Here is a 15,202-nt window from a genome sequence, read left to right as displayed (position 1 = left end):
CGCTTCTTCCAGCTCCTGCTTGAGCGCTTCCAGCTGGCGTTTTTCGCGCTCGCGCTCGTCTTCCTGCGGCACGGGCCTGGAGGCCTGCTGGTTCTGGAAGGGATCGTTGCTGTTGCCGCGCGAGATGTCGGTCGCGCCGCCCAGCTTGATCATCGAGGTACTGGCGCCGCCTGGGCCGGCCATGCCCGGGGCCGGGGTGGAACTGCTGCCGGCCAGCGGGCTGGGGTTGCGGAAGTACTCGGAGATTGCCGCGCGCTCTGGCTTGCTGGTGGCGGCCATCAGCCACAGCACCAGGAAGAAGGCCATCATCGCGGTAACGAAGTCGGCATAGGCCACCTTCCAGGCACCGCCATGGTGCGCGGCGTGGCCGGCCTTCTTGACCCGGCGGACGATGACGGTGGGTTTGGTCTCGGCCATGGCGCTGCCTTACTTGACCGTCTTGAGGTGCTGTTCGAACTCGCTGAAGCCCGGGCGCACGTTGGAGGGCAGGGTCTTGCGGGCGAATTCCAGGGCGATCTTCGGGTTGTAGCCGCGCAGGCAGGCCAGCAGGGCGGTCTTGACCGATTCGTAGATGCGCGCGTCCTGTTCGGCACGGGCTTCCACGGCCGAGGCCAGCGGGCCGACGAAGCCATAGGCCAGCAGGATGCCCAGGAAGGTGCCGACCAGCGCGCCGGCGACGTGCGCACCGACCTCGGTGATTTCCCCGCCGATCGAGCCCATCGTGATCACGATGCCCAGCACTGCGGCGACGATGCCGAAGCCGGGCAGGCCGTCGGCGACCTTGTTGAGCACCGCGGCCGGCTGCATCGCCTCGCCGTGGTGCTTCTCCAGCTCCAGCTCCAGCAGCGGTTCCAGCTCGTGCGGCTCGATGTTGCTGCCGATCATCAGGCGCAGGCAATCGGTGATGAAGTCGACCAGGTGATGGTCGGCCTGCACCTTGGGGTAATTGGCGAAGATGCTGCTCTCGGCCGGGCGCTCAACGTGGTCTTCCAGCGCCATGAAGCCTTCGCGGCGCGCCTTGTTGAGCAGTTCGTAGAGCAGGCTCAGGACGTCGATGTAGTCCTGCTGCTTGTAGCGCGGGCCCTTGAACACGCCTACGGTGGCCTGCAGGGTCTGCTTCACGGTTTTGACCGGGGTGCCGACCAGGAACGCGCCCAGTGCCGCACCGCCGATGATCACCAGTTCATAGGGCTGCCACAGCGCGCCGAGTTTGCCGTGCGCGCCGACATAGCCGCCAAGCACGCTGAGGATGACGACGAGAAGTCCAACGATGATGAGCATGGGGCCGACGCGGGAAGGGGATACCTCCATGTCGGCCCCTTCACGCCCTTTCTGAAGGGGGGCGTTCGCTCGATGTCACACTTTTCCGGATTCAGGCGGCCGGCTCGGCTTCCGCACCACCGCGCTGCAACGGATCCGGATAGGCCTGCCCGTTGGGCGTGAACGACAGCGAGACCGAGTTCAGGCAGTGGCGTTCATGGGTCGGCGGCGGGCCATCGGGGAAAACATGGCCGAGATGGCTGTCACACCGCGCACAGACGATCTCGGTGCGGACCATGCCATGGCTGGCGTCGCGGATCTCGCGGACATGCGCCGGGTCGAAGGGCGCGAAGAAGCTCGGCCAGCCAGTGCCGGAGTCGAACTTGGTGCTGGAGCGGAACAGCGGCAGGCCGCACAACCGGCAGCCGTAGACCCCGTCCTGCTTGTTGTCCAGGAAGACCCCGCAGAACGGCGCCTCGGTGCCATGGTGAAGCAGCACGCGCTGTTCATCGGCGCTGAGGCCGGCCACCAAGGCCTGGCGCTGGGCGTCAGTGGGCGGGGAAAGGTCGAAAGCTGTCATAAGCATTCCCTATTGATGTGGTACGTAGATTGGGCTGTTGCCTCTAGAGGTTCAAGCCGGGGCATTCATCGTGCTGATACCCGTGGCGGTGCATGGTGAAGACCTGAACCGCCGCCGGGAGATCGCCATGTACCGCCCACGCCGCCTCGCCGCTGCCTTGCTGGTGCTGCTGCCGTTGACCGCGGCCGCGCAGATCGGCCCGCCGCCCAGGCCCACCGCGACGCGGCCGGTGGTCACGCCGCAGCCCGCGCCACAGCCCCCGGCCGTGCAACCGGTGCCGGTCGACAGCCTGTCCGACAGGATGGCCCCGGTGAAGTCGTCCTCGCAGACCCAGCAGCAGCTGCGCACGCACCCGATCCAAAGCAAAGGCCCCGCGCAGCCCGCACCGCTGCAGGGCCCGGCTGTGCAGAGCAAGGTCTACGACCGCCACGGCCGGATCATTCCGGGGGTCAAGCAGGTAGGCCCGAACCGCGTGCTCGATACCCGCACCGGCCGCTATTACGACGCCGTCCCCAGCGGTGACGGCCAACAGATCAAACCCTGACGCTCGTGGTGGCAGGCGGCAACATGAATGGTTTACATCGCCGCCCGCGCAGTCATCCCCGTCAACGCAAGGCCTCACTGTTTTTTCGCCTGTGATTAACCGGATTGGCGGGACCCTGTACCTGCGCCGCAACACAGCGCATCCCCCGAGGTTTTTCGAGAAGAGTGCAATCATGGCTAACCAGCAGAACCGCAGTCCCGGCAAGACGCCGCAGGAGCAGCAGGGCAGTCAGCAACAGAACCAGAAGCCCGGCCAGCAGAACCAGCAGCAGTGGGACCAGCAGAATCAGAAGGGCGGCAAGCAGCAGGATCAGAAGCATCAGGACCAGAAACAGCAGCGCTGATGCGCTTGGCGCAATGAACGAAGGCGGTGCGCACATGCGCGCCGCCTTTTTGCGTTTCAGCCCTGCAGCTCAGCACGTGACCGGATCAATCCGGAATCGGCAGGGTCAAGGTCTCCTTGACCTCCTCCATCACGATGTAGCTCTTGGATTCGCGCACGTGCGGCAAGGTCAACAAGGTGCTGCCCAGCAGCTTGCGGTACGAGGCCATCTCGCTGATGCGGGCCTTGAGCAGGTAGTCGAAATCGCCCGAGACCAGATGACATTCCAGCACATTGGGCAGCTTCAACGCCGCGCGCCGGAACTCTTCAAAGATGTCGCCGGATTTGTAGGCCAGGCTGATCTCCACGAACACCAGCAGACTGGCCTTGAGGTAATGCGGATCGAGCTTGGCGTAGTAGCCGGTGATCGCTCCGTCGCGCTCCAGCCGGCGCACGCGCTCGGTGCACGGCGTGGTCGACAGCCCGACCCGTTCGCCCAGTTCGGTGAACGAAATCCGACCCTCGGCCTGCAGGATGCGCAGGATCTTGCGGTCGATCTTGTCCAGTTCGCGGGCACGCGTGGCCATCGGCGTCAGCCTCTCAAGGATGTTCGCGAGACAATACCCTGCCTGATGCTGGAAAAACAGGCGAATTGATTGGTTGTGGCTGACTATACTTCCTCAATTATGGTCCCGGCGTGCTCCTGCGCAGGGAATGATCGGGTTGGAGAGGTGTCATGCGCGTTCTAGTCCTTGGCAGCGGTGTGATCGGCACGACCAGTGCCTGGTACCTGCGGCAGGCCGGGTTTGAAGTCACGGTCGTCGACCGCCAGCCCGGTCCGGCGCTGGAAACCAGTTTCGCCAACGCAGGCCAGCTGTCGTTCGGCTACACCTCGCCGTGGGCCGCGCCGGGCGTGCCGCTGAAGGCGGTCAAGTGGCTGTTCTCCGAGCATGCCCCGCTGGCGATCCGCCCGGGCCTGGACTGGCACCAGTACCGTTGGCTGGCGCAGATGCTGCGCAACTGCACGCATGAGCGCTATGCGATCAACAAAGCGCGCATGGTGCGCATGTCCGAGTACAGCCGCGACTGCCTCAATGAGCTGCGCCGCGAGACCGGCATCGAGTTCGAAGGCCGCGACCTGGGCACCACCCAGCTGTTCCGTACCCAGCAGCAGCTGGATGCCTCCGCGCAGGACATCGAAGTGCTGGCCCAGTACGGCGTGCCGTATGAGGTGCTCGACCGCGACGGCATCATCGCCCACGAACCGGCACTGGCAGGCGTGGCCGACAAACTGGTCGGCGCGCTGCGGCTGCCGCGCGACCAGACCGGCGATTGCCAGTTGTTCACCCGTCGCCTGGCACAGATGTGCGTCGATGCCGGGGTGGAGTTCCGCTTCGACCAGGACATCGCCGGCCTGCAGAGCGATGGCGACCGCATCACCGGTGTGCGCATCGACGGCAAGCTGGAAACCGCCGATCACTACGTGGTCGCGCTGGGCAGCTATTCGCCGTCGCTGGTCGCTCCCCTGGGCATGCAGCTGCCGGTGTACCCGCTCAAGGGCTACTCGCTGACGCTGCCGATCACCAACCCGGCGATGGCCCCGACCTCGACCATCCTGGATGAAAGCTACAAGGTGGCCGTGACCCGTTTCGACGACCGCATCCGCGTGGGTGGCATGGCCGAAGTGGGCGGGTTCGACCTGTCCCTCTCGCCGCGCCGCCGCGCCACGCTGGAGAAGGTGGTGCGCGATCTGTACCCGGAGGGCGGCGACCTGTCGCGCGCCGAGTTCTGGACCGGCCTGCGCCCGGCCACGCCGGACGGCACCCCGGTGGTCGGCGCCACGCCGTACCGCAACCTGTTCCTCAATACCGGCCACGGCACCCTGGGCTGGACCATGGCCTGCGGCTCCGGCCGCTACCTGGCCGCCCTGATGGATGCCCGCCAGCCACAGATCAGCACCGAAGGCCTGGATATCTTCCGCTACAGCCACCACGCCGCATCCGTCCGTCACCGTGAGCCGAGTTCATGCGCCCAGCCCGTGCGTTGATTGATCTGGACGCGCTGCGCAGCAACTACCGGCTGGCACGCGAACTGGGGGGCGGCAAGGCCGTTGCGGTGATCAAGGCCGATGCCTACGGGCACGGTGCGGTGCGCTGCGCCCGCGCGCTGCAGGACGAGGCCGATGCCTTCGGCGTGGCCTGCATCGAGGAAGCGCTGGAACTGCGCCAGGCCGGCATCACCGGCCCGATCCTGCTGCTGGAAGGCTTCTTCGATGCTGACGAACTGCCGCTGATCGTCGAGCACGACCTGTGGTTCGCCGTTGGCGCACCGTGGCAGGTGGAGGCGGTGGCCGCGTTCCAGACCACCGCCACGCTCACCGTGTGGTTGAAGCTGGACAGTGGCATGCATCGCCTGGGCCTGTGGCCGGATGAGTTCCGCGCCGCGCATGCCACGCTCAGTGCGCTGGCGCATGTCGGGCCGATGGTGCTGATGACCCACATGGCGCGCGCCGACGAGCTGGACAGCCCGCGCACCCGCGAGCAGGCCGACGTCTTTGCCGCCGCCATTGAAGGCCTGGCCGGGCAGACCAGCCTGTGCAACTCGCCGGCGCTGCTGGGCTGGCCGGCGGTGCGCAGTGACTGGGTGCGCCCGGGCCTGATGCTGTACGGGATCAACCCGATGCCGGCGCACACGGCCCTGACCGAGCGGCTGCGCCCGGTGATGACCATGCGCTCGAAAATCTTTGCCGTGCGCGACATCGCGGTCGGCGAGCCGGTCGGCTATGGCGCGCGCTTCGTCGCGCAGCGGCCGACCCGGGTGGGGGTCGTGGCACTCGGCTATGCCGATGGCTACCCGCAGTTCGCGCCGAACGGCACCCCGGTCCGCATCGATGGCCAGCCGGGCATCGTGATCGGCCGGGTCTCGATGGACATGCTCACCGTGGACCTGACCCACCTCCCGCAGGCGGGCATCGGCAGCACGGTGACGCTGTGGGGCGAGGCCCCGCGCATCGAGGCCCTGGCGCCGCTGTGCGGGGTCAGTGCCTACCAGCTGCCGTGTGGCGTGAAGCGGGTGGTGCGCGAGTACGCCGGCAGCTGAGGCATCCCTCAGTTGCTGGCCGTGGCCTCGTTGCGCAGATCGCGCCGGATCCAATCATCCAGCAGGCGCTTCTCGTAGCGCAGCGGGTCGGTGTCGCTCTGCCGCCCGATGTTGTGCAGGTAGCCGGTGTCCTGCAGCTTGCGCTCGCCTTCGCCGATCACCTGGCCCTGGGCATCCTTCAGGGTGTAGGTCAGGGTCACGCGCGGGGGGTAGATATCGCGCATCACCCGGATGTCGTTGGCGCGCGGGCCGTGCCACGGCTCGTAATCGCCGGCGCGCTTGATGTCGGTGAAGGTCACCTCCAGCGTCTGGCCGGGCTGCAGCTCTTTGCCGGCCGTGGTCTGCACGTACTTGGCCAGCTGCTGGACCCAGTCACCGCGTTCGGCTTCAAAGCGGTTGTTGCTCTGGCGGATCTCGGTGAACTGGGCCGGGTCGGTCCACGTCACCTGGACCGGACCCTCCGCCTTGAGGGCGCGCGGGGCCTGCGGGTCGGTCACCGTGCGCGGGGCCGCCGTGGCGCTGCCGATGAGCAGCAGGCCGGCCAAGGCCCCGGCGATCAGGGATGTGCGGTTCATGACAACTCCTGGGTCGCGATCACAAGTGGGATCAGGCACCCAGTGTGATCCTGATCCGGGTGAGGGACAATCCACGCGTGTATGCTCCGGCACTGCGGTTGGCGCCAATTCACCCAGGCTGCCCCCGACCCTCGGCGCTTGACGCTGCGAATACGCGCGTTGGCCGATCCTGTCCTCCTCTGTTTCGCCAGTTGCCTCATTGAAGCCCTTGCCCAGCCTGCCCACTTCGACGTTGGAACGCTCCTCCTTCCTGGCTTCATCGCCGGATCCGGCCCTGTATCGCACGGTACTTGAGCGCCTGAATGCGGGGTTCTGCATCATCGAAGTGATCTTCGATGATGCCGGGGTGGGTGTGGACTACCGGTTTGTCGAGGTCAACGAGGCGTTTTCGCGCAATACCGGGCTCGACAATGCCTGCGGGCAGCGGATGAGCAGCCTGCAGCCCGGCCATGAATCGGACTGGTACCGCACCTATGGCGAGGTGGCGCGTACCGGGCAGTCCAAACAGTTCGAGATGGAAGCGCGCGCGCTGAACCGGTGGTACTCGGTGGAAGCGGTCAGCGTGGGCGAGCCGGACGAGCATCTGGTGGCCGTGGTGTTCTTCGACATCACCAACCGCAAGCACATCGAGGTGGAACTGGCCGAAAGCGAGGCGCGCTTCAGCGCGCTGGCCGATGGCCTGCCGATGCCGGTCTGGGTGCTGGATGAGCGCGGCCATTCGCGCTTCGTCAACAGTGCCTTCAGCGAGTTTTTTGGAGGCGATGAGCAGCGCGTGCCGGATGATGTCTGGCGTGGCCTGGTGCATCCCGATGATGCTTCGGTGTTTGATTACGAACTGCAGGAGGCGCTGAAATCGCAGCGCTCCATGCATGCGCTGGTGCGCGGCCGTCGCGCCGATGGCCAATGGCGCTGGCTGGAAATGAACGCCCGGCCGCGCTTCTCGCGCATGGGCCGTTTCATCGGTCTGGCCGGCAGCAGTCCGGATGTGACCGAGCGCCGCGAGATCGAAATGGCGCGCGAGGAACTGCTGCAGTCCGAACGTGCGGCGCGCAGCGCGGCCGAGAACATGGCGCGGTTGAAGGATGAATTCCTGGCCACGCTCTCGCACGAGCTGCGTACCCCGCTGACCACCATCCTGGGCTGGAGCGAACTGCTGCTGCAGCGCATCGACAACACCAGCCCGATGTACAAAGGCCTGGGCGTGATCGCCAACAGTGCGATGGCGCAGAAGCGGCTGATCTCGGACATGCTGGACCTGAGCAGCATGCTGCTGGGCAAGGTGCAGCTGGAAGTGGAAATGCTGGATCTGCGTGCGCAGCTGGAAGAGGCGATGCGCGCGCAGGAGCTGGTCGCCGAAGGCAAGGCGTTGTCGATGGAGCTGGTGATGCCCGACGAGCCCTGCCTGGTGCTCGGCGATGCCACCCGCCTGCAGCAGGTGCTGTGGAACCTGCTCTCCAACGCGATCAAATTCACCCCGGCCGAGGGGCGCGTGGTACTGACCCTGGCTGCCGATGGCGGGCATTGGTCGATCACCGTGACCGACTCCGGTGACGGCATTGCGCCGGAGTTCCTGCGCCATCTGTTCAGCCGGTTCCGCCAGGCCGACGGCACCACCACACGCCGCCACGGCGGATTGGGGCTGGGGCTGGCGATCGTACAGCAGCTGGTGGAACTGCACGGCGGCGCGGTGGCGGCCAGCAGCGACGGCCACGGGCACGGGGCCAGCTTCAACGTGCGCCTGCCGCGCTATCAGCCGCAGGCCGATGGCCGCCCGTTGCGCGAAGTATTCAGCGGCCCCATCACCGAGCAGATCATCGAGCCGTATCCGCTCAAGGGCCTGCATCTGCTGGCCGTGGAAGACCAGCCCGAAGTGCTGGAGTACCTGCGGCGGCTGCTGGAAGAGCAGGGGGCCTCGGTCACCACGGCCTCCTCTGCAGGCGAGGCGCTGGCGCTGCTCAACGAGAACGGCCATGACGGCATCGATGCGCTGCTGACCGATATCGGCATGCCCGGCATGGACGGTTACGGGCTGGTGCGCACCCTGCGCGACAACATGGGCGTCGAGCCGGAAGCACTGCCTGCCGTCGCGGTGACGGCGCTGGCACGCGCGGACGACCGCAAGCGTGCGTTGGCGTCGGGCTTCCAGGAGCATGTGGCCAAGCCGTATTCGGTGGCGCAGCTGGTAGCCGCTGTACGCGGTGTCCTGGGCGGTACGCGCTGAGCCCTGCGTTGGCGGCGTGTTGACGCCGCCGCGGGCACACTGAGGGCGTACGCCACAGGAGTTGCCATGTCCCGTTACGCCCCCCGCATCCATACCGATCCGGCCGCCATCGCGGCGCTGGAAGCCCTGCTACCGCAGCTGCACGGCCAGACCCAGGTCGAACTCACGCTGGAGGATGGCAGCCGCCTGCTGGGCACCGTCGCGGTGCAGCCGACGCTGCAGCAGTACCGCGACGCCGACGAGAACGAAGGGAGCAATGGCCAGCTGCGGTTGGACGACCTGGATACCCCGGTCCAGCAGCACGTGGTGTGGCTGGACCAGATCACCGTCATCCGGCAGCTGCCCTACCGCGAGTGATCGCGGCGGGCAGGCGCGGCTGGGCAGGGCTCAGTGGGTGAATTCGCTGGGGTCGGCCTCGAAACGGCGCGCGTAGGCCCGTTCATCGGCGATGCGCGCCACCTCTTCATCGGCCAGGTCCGGGGCGCCATAGACCGCGTAGGCCACGCTGCCATCGGCGGTCTTGCCGACCTGGTGCAGGCGGTAGCGGGAATGGCCGCCGCCGGTGTCTTCGGGGTAATGCACCGGTGGTTGGCTGCCCTCCATGTCCATCTCGCTGTTGTCGACTACGCCACCGACGAACAATGCACGCATGAGCCATCTCCACGGGAAGTGAGGCTCCACCCTGCCGGTTTGGATGTTGTCAGGGCATCAACAGGACGTTGAATAAACGCAAATCCGGGTGGGGCGGGGCGAACCGGTAGAATGGCGGCCTCTTTTCAAGATGTGCCCCCGCATGGCTGCCCAGCACGACGCTCCCCTGGAAACCCTGTTCCTGCCGTTCGCCAGTGGCGCACTGTCCTGGCCGGCCGGCCCCGTGCTGTTCCTGCGCGCCCGCGATGGCGCACCGCTGCGCGAGCACGCCCAGCCGGCGCAGCTGGTCTGCGAGCAGAGCTTCCGCCCGTTCGCCGATGCCCTGGAAGCCAGTGGCTGGACCGTGCGTGACGAGCAGCAGCTGGCCGGCGATGCCACCCGCTATGCCGTGGTGCTGGTGCTGCCGCCGCGCCAGCGCGAGGAAGCCAAGGCCCTGTTCGCCCGTGCGCTGGCCCTGACCGCCCCGGGTGGCATCGTGGTGGCCTGCCAGCACAACAACGAAGGCGCCCGCTCCGGCGAAGGCGACCTGCAGCAGCTGGCCGGCCTCGGCGGCAAGCTGACCAAGAACCACTGCCGTGCCTACTGGACCGCGCCGCTCAACGGCCAGCACGACGCCGCGCTTGCGCAGCGCTGGGCAACCCTGGACGCGCCGCGCGCGATCCTTGGCGGCCGCTTCCAGAGCCGCCCGGGCATCTTCGCCTGGGACCGCATCGACCCCGCCTCGGCGCTGCTGGTCGAACAGCTGCCGGCCGATCTGGCCGGGCGTGGCGCCGATCTGGGCGCCGGCTTCGGCTATCTGTCCGCCGAAGTGCTGGCGCGCTGCCCGAACGTGACCGCGCTGGACCTGTACGAGGCCGAAGGCCGCGCGCTGGCGCTGGCCCGCGAGAACCTCGCCGCGCTCGGCAAGCCGGCCGCGCTGGCCTATCACTGGCAGGACGTCACCGCCGGGATCGAGGGCGAGTACGACTTCATCGTGACCAACCCGCCGTTCCACACCCCGTCGCGCGCGGATCGCCCCGATATCGGCCAGCGTTTCATCGCCGTGGCCGCGCAGGCGCTGCGCCCGGGCGGCCGGATGTGGCTGGTGGCCAACCGTCACCTGCCGTACGAGCAGATCCTCAACGAGAGCTTCGGCCAGGTCCGCGTGGCGGCCGAGCGCGATGGCTTCAAGCTGATCGAAGCGACCAAGGCCAGCAAGAGCGTCACGCCGGTCCGCACGCCGCGCAGCACCGAGCCGAAGTGGGGCCGTGGAGGCCGCGCATGAAGCTGGTCAAGCTGTTGGCCAACCTGGGCTATGGCAGCCGCAAGCAGGTGCAGGGCATGTTCCGCGCCGGCCTGATCACCGATGCCGAGGGCGAGGTGCTGTACGCCGATGACGCAGTCGCGCACGAGGCGATCCGGGTCGAGGGTGAGCCGCTGGATCCGCCGCAGGGGCTGACCCTGCTGCTGCACAAGCCGCGCGGCTACACCTGTTCGACCAAGGACAAGGGCCGGCTGATCTACGACCTGCTGCCGCCGCGTTACCGCGACCGCGCGCCGGTGCTGTCCTCGGTGGGCCGTTTGGATCGCGACACCAGCGGCATGCTGCTGATGACCGACGACGGCGCGCTGCTGCACCGGATCGTGTCGCCGAAGTCGCGCCTGGACAAGGCCTACGAGGTCACCTTGGCCGAAGATCTGCGCGGCGATGAAACCGCGCGTTTCGCCAGCGGCGGCCTGCTGCTGGAATCGGACGACAAGCCCCTGCTGCCGGCCGAGCTGCACGTGAACGGTCCGCGCCAGGCGCAGCTGGTCCTGCACGAAGGCCGCTACCACCAGGCCCGCCGGATGTTCGCGGCCGTCGGCAACCACGTCGAGGCGCTGCACCGCAGCCGCATCGGTGGGCTCTCGCTGGGCGAACTGCCTGAAGGCGAGTGGCGCATGCTCGATGCGGCCGATCTCGAGACGCTGTTCAACGTCCCATGAGTGCTTTCGCCGCGCTGCCGTTCCTGCCCGACGCCGTCATCTTCGATATGGACGGCCTGATGATCGACAGCGAACGGGTCTCGATCGCGTGCTGGTCGCAGGCGGCGCAGGAGCTGGCGTTGCCGTTCCCGGAAGGGTTCTGGCTGCGCATGGTGGGCCTGGGCGATCGCGATTGCGAACGCCTGCTGCTGCAGACGGTGAATGCCGAGCAGGTCGCCGCGCTGTTCGCGCGCTGCCACGATCTGTACGAAGTGCGCACGCAGCAGGGGCTGCCGCTGCGCCCCGGCATCCTGGAGATCCTGCAGCTGCTGCACGATCACGGTGTGCCGCGCGCGGTGGCGACCTCCACCCGCCAGCCGCGCGCTTCGCGCAAGCTGGCCGCCGCTGGGTTGCTGCCGTTCTTCGAGGTGGTGGTGACCAGCAGCGATGTCGCGCATCCCAAGCCCGCCCCGGACATCTACCTGCTGGCCGCGCAGAAGCTGGGCAAGGACCCGGCGCGCTGCCTGGCGCTGGAAGATTCCCCGGCCGGTATCCGCGCGGCCGTGGGTGCGGGCATGACCGCCATCCAGGTGCCGGACCTGGTGCATCCGGATGAGGAACTGCGCGCGCTGGGGCATCGCATCGTGGATTCGCTGCTGGATGCACGGCAGTTGTTGGTGCCGCTGCTGCCGGTGACTGGCGCGCGTTAACGAACGGCGTTGCCCGTTTGGACCACGAAAAAGCCCGGCACATGGCCGGGCTTTTTCATGCGGACACAGGCTGCAGTCAGAGGCGGCTGAACACCAGCGCCGCATTCGTGCCGCCAAAGCCGAAGCTGTTGGACATCACGGTGTTCAGCTGCGCCGGCTGCGTCTCGCGCACGATCGGGAAGCCTTCCACCAGCGGGTCCAGCTCGCCGATGTTGGCCGAGCCGGCGATGAAGCCGTCGCGCATCATCAGCAGGCAGTAGATCGCTTCATGCACGCTTGCCGCACCCAGCGAGTGACCCGACAGCGCCTTGGTCGAGGACAGCGGCGGGATGGTGTCGCCGAACACTTCGCGCACCGCCTTCAACTCGGTGACGTCGCCCAGTGGGGTCGAGGTGCCATGCGTGTTGAGGTAGTCGATCGGGGCGGTGATGTGCTCCATCGCCATGTTCATGCAGCGCACCGCGCCTTCACCGGAGGGGGCGACCATGTCGGCACCGTCGGAGGTGACGCCGTAACCGACCAGCTCGGCATAGATGCGCGCGCCACGGGCCACGGCGTGGTCGTAGTCTTCCAGCACCAGCATGCCGCCGCCACCGGCGATGACGAAGCCGTCGCGGTCCTTGTCGTACGGGCGCGAGGCCGAGGCCGGCGTGTCGTTGAAGCGGGTCGACAGGGCGCCCATCGCATCGAACATCACGCTCATCGACCAGTGCAGGTCTTCACCGCCACCGGCGAACATCACGTCCTGCGCGCCATGGCGGATCAGATCCGCAGCGGCGCCGATGCAATGCGCGGAGGTGGCGCAGGCGGCCGAGAGCGAGTAGCTCAGGCCCTTGATCTGGAACGCGGTGGCCAGGCAGGCCGACACGGTGGAGCACATCGTGCGCGGCACCATGTACGGGCCCACCTTGCGCACGCCACGCGCGCGCAGGATGTCGGCCGATTCCACCTGCCACTGGCTGGAGCCGCCGCCGGAGCCGGCGATCAGGCCGGTCCGCGGGTTGGCGACCTGCGCCTCGTCCAGGCCGGCATCGGCGATCGCATCGCGCATGGCGATGTACGCATACGCCGAGGCATCGCTCATGAAGCGCTTCACTTTGCGGTCGATCTGCGCATCCAGGTCCAGCTCGATGTTGCCGCCGACATGGCTGCGCAGGCCGGCTTCGGCATGATCGGGCAGGTGGCGGATGCCGGCACGGCCTTCACGCAGTGCGGAGGACACGGTGTCCAGATCGTTGCCCAGGCACGAAGTGATGCCCATTCCGGTAATGACGACGCGACGCATCAGAAGTTCTCAGTGGAAGTGAACAGACCTACACGCAGGTCTTTGGCAGAGTAGATTTCGCGACCGTCCACCAGCATGCGGGCGTCGGACTGTGCCATCACCAGCTTGCGGTTGATGACGCGCGAGATGTCGATTTCGTAGGTGACGCGCTTGGCGCTCGGCAGCACCTGGCCGGTGAATTTCACTTCACCGCAGCCCAGGGCGCGGCCACGGCCGGGCGCACCGATCCAGGTCAGGAAGAAGCCGGTCAGCTGCCACATGGCATCCAGGCCGAGGCAGCCAGGCATGACCGGGTCGCCGAGGAAGTGGCAGTCGAAGAACCACAGGTCAGGGCGGATATCCAGTTCCGCGCGTACCATGCCTTTGCCGTGTGGGCCGCCGTCCTCGCGGATATCGGTGATGCGATCGAACATCAGCATCGGATCATTGGGCAGGCGACCGCTGCCCGGGCCGAACAGTTCACCGCGGGCGCTGGCCAGCAGCTGGTCGCGCGAGAACGCGTTGAGACGAGTCATGGAAAACGCAATCCTGAGGAAGTTGTCATCGGGGTGAGCCGACCACAGGTCGACTGCTCTTGCATGAAGCAAGTGCTCAAGAGTGCATGAGAAAAAGTGATTCAATCAAACGTTTTAACCGTACGCCGCCGTAGTGTTTTCAGGTTCAAAAACGCATGTTGTTGTTATCCAACAACCATACTGCGGCGTGTGGCTGTAATCTTGTTCATCTGAATCCGAGTGCCAACGCCCGTGTCCCGCCCCCGCAAGATCATTCACGTCGACATGGATGCGTTTTACGCGTCCGTGGAGCAGCGTGACGACCCTTCTTTGCGGGGCAAACCGGTGGTGGTGGCGTGGCGGGGCATGCGCTCGGTGGTGTGCGCGGCCTCGTACGAGGCGCGTGTGTTTGGCGTGCGTTCGGCGATGCCGGCGCTGCGCGCAGAGCGGCTGTGTCCGGATGCGGTGTTCGTGCCGCCGGACTTCGCCCGCTACAAGGCGGTGTCACGCCAGGTACGCGAGATCTTCCTGCGGCATACGGATCTGGTGGAGCCGTTGTCGCTGGATGAGGCGTATCTGGATGTGACCGAGCACAAGGGCGGGATGACGGTGGCGACGGAGATCGCGCAGATCATCCGCGCGCAGATCCGCGAAGAGACGCAGTTGACCGCCTCGGCCGGGATCGCACCGAACAAATTCCTGGCGAAGATCGCCTCGGATTGGCGCAAGCCGGATGGGCAGTTCGTGGTGCCGCCGCATCGTATCGAGCAGTTCCTGACGCCGTTGCCGGTGAACCGTGTGCCGGGCGTGGGCAAGGTGATGGCAGCGAAGCTGGCGGAGCTGGGGGTGGCGACGGTGGGGGATCTGCGTGCGCTGCCGCTGGAGGAACTGGAGGCGCGGTTCGGCACGTTCGGTGGACGGTTGTTCAATCGTGCGCGCGGTGTGGATGAGCGGCCGGTGGAGCCGGATCAGCCGGTGCAGTCGATTTCGTCGGAGGATACCTTCGCCGAGGATCTGTTGTTGGAGGATCTGGCGCCGGCGATCGTGCAGTTGGCGGAGAAGACGTGGCTGGCGACGCGCAAGACGGACCGGGTGGGGCATACGGTGGTGTTGAAGTTGAAGACGTCGCAGTTCCGGATCATTACGCGCAGTTTTACGCCGGAGTCGCCGCCGGATTCGTTGGAGGAGCTGCGCGATATTGCGCTGGGGTTGCGGGCGCGGGTGGAGTTGCCGTTGGAGACGCGGTATCGGCTGGTGGGGGTGGGGTTGGGGGGATTCCGGGAGCGGGAGGTGGTGCGCCAGCCGGGGTTGTTTGATCACCTTGGTGATGTGTAGCTGGGCGGTATTCGTCCGCGTTTTCTGCCGTTTTCTTGGTCTGTTCAAGTGTTGACGGCAACGGCAACGGCAACGGCAACGGCGACAGCAACATCAAGATCAAGATCAACTGCTAAGGCGCTGGTATCTGCGTGGTGAGGGTTTGGGACGACGCGGGTGGGGTACCGGGACCCGCTGCAAGTA

General features: G+C 66.8%; 18 protein-coding genes. 10 read left to right on the top strand and 8 right to left on the bottom strand.

The window, feature by feature from the left end; genetic code table 11:
• The 3 genes from ACE026_RS16120 to msrB form a co-directional block, all read right to left on the bottom strand.
• On the bottom strand, window positions 1-417 hold a 417-nt coding region (locus tag ACE026_RS16120; RefSeq protein ID WP_486039855.1), incomplete at its 3' end, for a flagellar motor protein MotB.
• A gap of 9 nt (window positions 418-426) precedes the next feature.
• Complete coding sequence (gene motA, locus ACE026_RS16115; RefSeq protein WP_088432758.1) at window positions 427-1,281, bottom strand: flagellar motor stator protein MotA; 855 nt, start codon at window positions 1,279-1,281, stop codon at window positions 427-429.
• 91 nt (window positions 1,282-1,372) lie between these two features.
• Entirely contained in the window at window positions 1,373-1,840 is a 468-nt protein-coding gene (msrB, locus tag ACE026_RS16110; RefSeq protein ID WP_313211764.1) for a peptide-methionine (R)-S-oxide reductase MsrB, read from the bottom strand.
• A 127-nt stretch (window positions 1,841-1,967) separates the two neighbouring features.
• Here msrB and ACE026_RS16105 point away from each other — a divergent pair, with 127 nt between their 5' ends.
• Entirely contained in the window at window positions 1,968-2,384 is a 417-nt protein-coding gene (locus ACE026_RS16105) for a classical arabinogalactan protein 4 (RefSeq protein ID WP_486039853.1), read from the top strand.
• Window positions 2,385-2,556: 172 nt separating this feature from the next.
• Window positions 2,557-2,727, top strand: coding sequence for a lana protein (locus ACE026_RS16100; RefSeq protein WP_121042445.1), 171 nt, complete (start codon window positions 2,557-2,559; stop codon window positions 2,725-2,727).
• A gap of 85 nt (window positions 2,728-2,812) precedes the next feature.
• Here ACE026_RS16100 and ACE026_RS16095 read toward each other — a convergent pair whose 3' ends face one another.
• Window positions 2,813-3,292, bottom strand: coding sequence for an Lrp/AsnC ligand binding domain-containing protein (locus ACE026_RS16095; protein WP_046272909.1), 480 nt, complete (start codon window positions 3,290-3,292; stop codon window positions 2,813-2,815).
• 149 nt (window positions 3,293-3,441) lie between these two features.
• Between ACE026_RS16095 and ACE026_RS16090 the strand changes: the two genes are divergently transcribed.
• On the top strand, window positions 3,442-4,752 hold the full coding sequence (locus ACE026_RS16090; protein ID WP_486039852.1) for a D-amino acid dehydrogenase: 1,311 nt from the start codon (window positions 3,442-3,444) through the stop codon (window positions 4,750-4,752).
• Window positions 4,731-5,804, top strand: coding sequence for an alanine racemase (gene alr / locus ACE026_RS16085; RefSeq protein WP_486039851.1), 1,074 nt, complete (start codon window positions 4,731-4,733; stop codon window positions 5,802-5,804). The genes ACE026_RS16090 and alr overlap by 22 nt, the downstream gene beginning before the upstream one ends.
• Window positions 5,805-5,812: 8 nt before the next feature.
• Here alr and ACE026_RS16080 read toward each other — a convergent pair whose 3' ends face one another.
• Entirely contained in the window at window positions 5,813-6,379 is a 567-nt protein-coding gene (locus ACE026_RS16080; protein ID WP_486039850.1) for a DUF3016 domain-containing protein, read from the bottom strand.
• Between the two features lie 232 nt (window positions 6,380-6,611).
• Here ACE026_RS16080 and ACE026_RS16075 point away from each other — a divergent pair, with 232 nt between their 5' ends.
• Together ACE026_RS16075 and ACE026_RS16070 are read left to right on the top strand one after the other, a co-directional pair.
• A complete protein-coding gene (locus ACE026_RS16075) occupies window positions 6,612-8,600 on the top strand; it encodes a hybrid sensor histidine kinase/response regulator (protein ID WP_486039849.1) in 1,989 nt (662 codons plus the stop codon).
• Window positions 8,601-8,666: 66 nt separating this feature from the next.
• Complete coding sequence (locus tag ACE026_RS16070; RefSeq protein WP_486039848.1) at window positions 8,667-8,957, top strand: DUF3247 family protein; 291 nt, start codon at window positions 8,667-8,669, stop codon at window positions 8,955-8,957.
• Between the two features lie 30 nt (window positions 8,958-8,987).
• Here ACE026_RS16070 and ACE026_RS16065 read toward each other — a convergent pair whose 3' ends face one another.
• Window positions 8,988-9,251, bottom strand: a complete 264-nt coding sequence (locus tag ACE026_RS16065; RefSeq protein WP_486039847.1) for a hypothetical protein — start codon at window positions 9,249-9,251, stop codon at window positions 8,988-8,990.
• Between the two features lie 142 nt (window positions 9,252-9,393).
• Here ACE026_RS16065 and ACE026_RS16060 point away from each other — a divergent pair, with 142 nt between their 5' ends.
• From ACE026_RS16060 to ACE026_RS16050, 3 genes are read left to right on the top strand one after another with little or no spacing between them, the layout of a single operon-like run.
• On the top strand, window positions 9,394-10,515 hold the full coding sequence (locus ACE026_RS16060; RefSeq protein ID WP_486039846.1) for a class I SAM-dependent methyltransferase: 1,122 nt from the start codon (window positions 9,394-9,396) through the stop codon (window positions 10,513-10,515).
• Window positions 10,512-11,216 (top strand): pseudouridine synthase, encoded by a 705-nt coding sequence (locus ACE026_RS16055; protein WP_123731283.1) that lies wholly within the window; start codon window positions 10,512-10,514, stop codon window positions 11,214-11,216. Before ACE026_RS16060 ends, ACE026_RS16055 begins: the two co-directional genes overlap by 4 nt.
• Complete coding sequence (locus tag ACE026_RS16050) at window positions 11,213-11,905, top strand: HAD family hydrolase (protein WP_486039845.1); 693 nt, start codon at window positions 11,213-11,215, stop codon at window positions 11,903-11,905. Before ACE026_RS16055 ends, ACE026_RS16050 begins: the two co-directional genes overlap by 4 nt.
• A gap of 76 nt (window positions 11,906-11,981) precedes the next feature.
• On the opposite strand, the gene fabB is transcribed toward ACE026_RS16050, so the two are convergent.
• Window positions 11,982-13,190 carry a beta-ketoacyl-ACP synthase I gene (gene fabB, locus ACE026_RS16045; protein WP_486039844.1) on the bottom strand — a complete coding sequence of 403 codons (1,209 nt, stop codon included), beginning with the start codon at window positions 13,188-13,190 and terminating at the stop codon, window positions 11,982-11,984.
• On the bottom strand, window positions 13,190-13,705 hold the full coding sequence (fabA, locus tag ACE026_RS16040) for a 3-hydroxyacyl-[acyl-carrier-protein] dehydratase FabA (RefSeq protein ID WP_070471641.1): 516 nt from the start codon (window positions 13,703-13,705) through the stop codon (window positions 13,190-13,192). Before fabA ends, fabB begins: the two co-directional genes overlap by 1 nt.
• Before the next feature lie 231 nt (window positions 13,706-13,936).
• Between fabA and dinB the strand changes: the two genes are divergently transcribed.
• Window positions 13,937-15,019: a DNA polymerase IV gene (gene dinB / locus ACE026_RS16035; protein WP_486039843.1), complete on the top strand. Its 1,083-nt coding sequence runs from the start codon at window positions 13,937-13,939 to the stop codon at window positions 15,017-15,019.
• Window positions 15,020-15,202: the final 183 nt, after the last annotated feature.

The organism is Stenotrophomonas sp. AGC87, from assembly GCF_057333975.1.
This window is presented reverse-complemented; position numbering and strand designations above follow the sequence as displayed.

Coding starts and splice junctions, on each gene's coding strand:
- fabA (WP_070471641.1), bottom strand. CDS start 13,705: ATGACTCGTCTCAACGCGTTCTCGCGCGACCAGCTGCTGGCCAGCGCC.
- ACE026_RS16090 (WP_486039852.1), top strand. CDS start 3,442: ATGCGCGTTCTAGTCCTTGGCAGCGGTGTGATCGGCACGACCAGTGCC.
- ACE026_RS16060 (WP_486039846.1), top strand. CDS start 9,394: ATGGCTGCCCAGCACGACGCTCCCCTGGAAACCCTGTTCCTGCCGTTC.
- ACE026_RS16065 (WP_486039847.1), bottom strand. CDS start 9,251: ATGCGTGCATTGTTCGTCGGTGGCGTAGTCGACAACAGCGAGATGGAC.
- ACE026_RS16105 (WP_486039853.1), top strand. CDS start 1,968: ATGTACCGCCCACGCCGCCTCGCCGCTGCCTTGCTGGTGCTGCTGCCG.
- ACE026_RS16055 (WP_123731283.1), top strand. CDS start 10,512: ATGAAGCTGGTCAAGCTGTTGGCCAACCTGGGCTATGGCAGCCGCAAG.
- alr (WP_486039851.1), top strand. CDS start 4,731: ATGCGCCCAGCCCGTGCGTTGATTGATCTGGACGCGCTGCGCAGCAAC.
- ACE026_RS16100 (WP_121042445.1), top strand. CDS start 2,557: ATGGCTAACCAGCAGAACCGCAGTCCCGGCAAGACGCCGCAGGAGCAG.
- ACE026_RS16080 (WP_486039850.1), bottom strand. CDS start 6,379: ATGAACCGCACATCCCTGATCGCCGGGGCCTTGGCCGGCCTGCTGCTC.
- ACE026_RS16070 (WP_486039848.1), top strand. CDS start 8,667: ATGTCCCGTTACGCCCCCCGCATCCATACCGATCCGGCCGCCATCGCG.
- msrB (WP_313211764.1), bottom strand. CDS start 1,840: ATGACAGCTTTCGACCTTTCCCCGCCCACTGACGCCCAGCGCCAGGCC.
- ACE026_RS16095 (WP_046272909.1), bottom strand. CDS start 3,292: ATGGCCACGCGTGCCCGCGAACTGGACAAGATCGACCGCAAGATCCTG.
- fabB (WP_486039844.1), bottom strand. CDS start 13,190: ATGCGTCGCGTCGTCATTACCGGAATGGGCATCACTTCGTGCCTGGGC.
- motA (WP_088432758.1), bottom strand. CDS start 1,281: ATGCTCATCATCGTTGGACTTCTCGTCGTCATCCTCAGCGTGCTTGGC.
- ACE026_RS16050 (WP_486039845.1), top strand. CDS start 11,213: ATGAGTGCTTTCGCCGCGCTGCCGTTCCTGCCCGACGCCGTCATCTTC.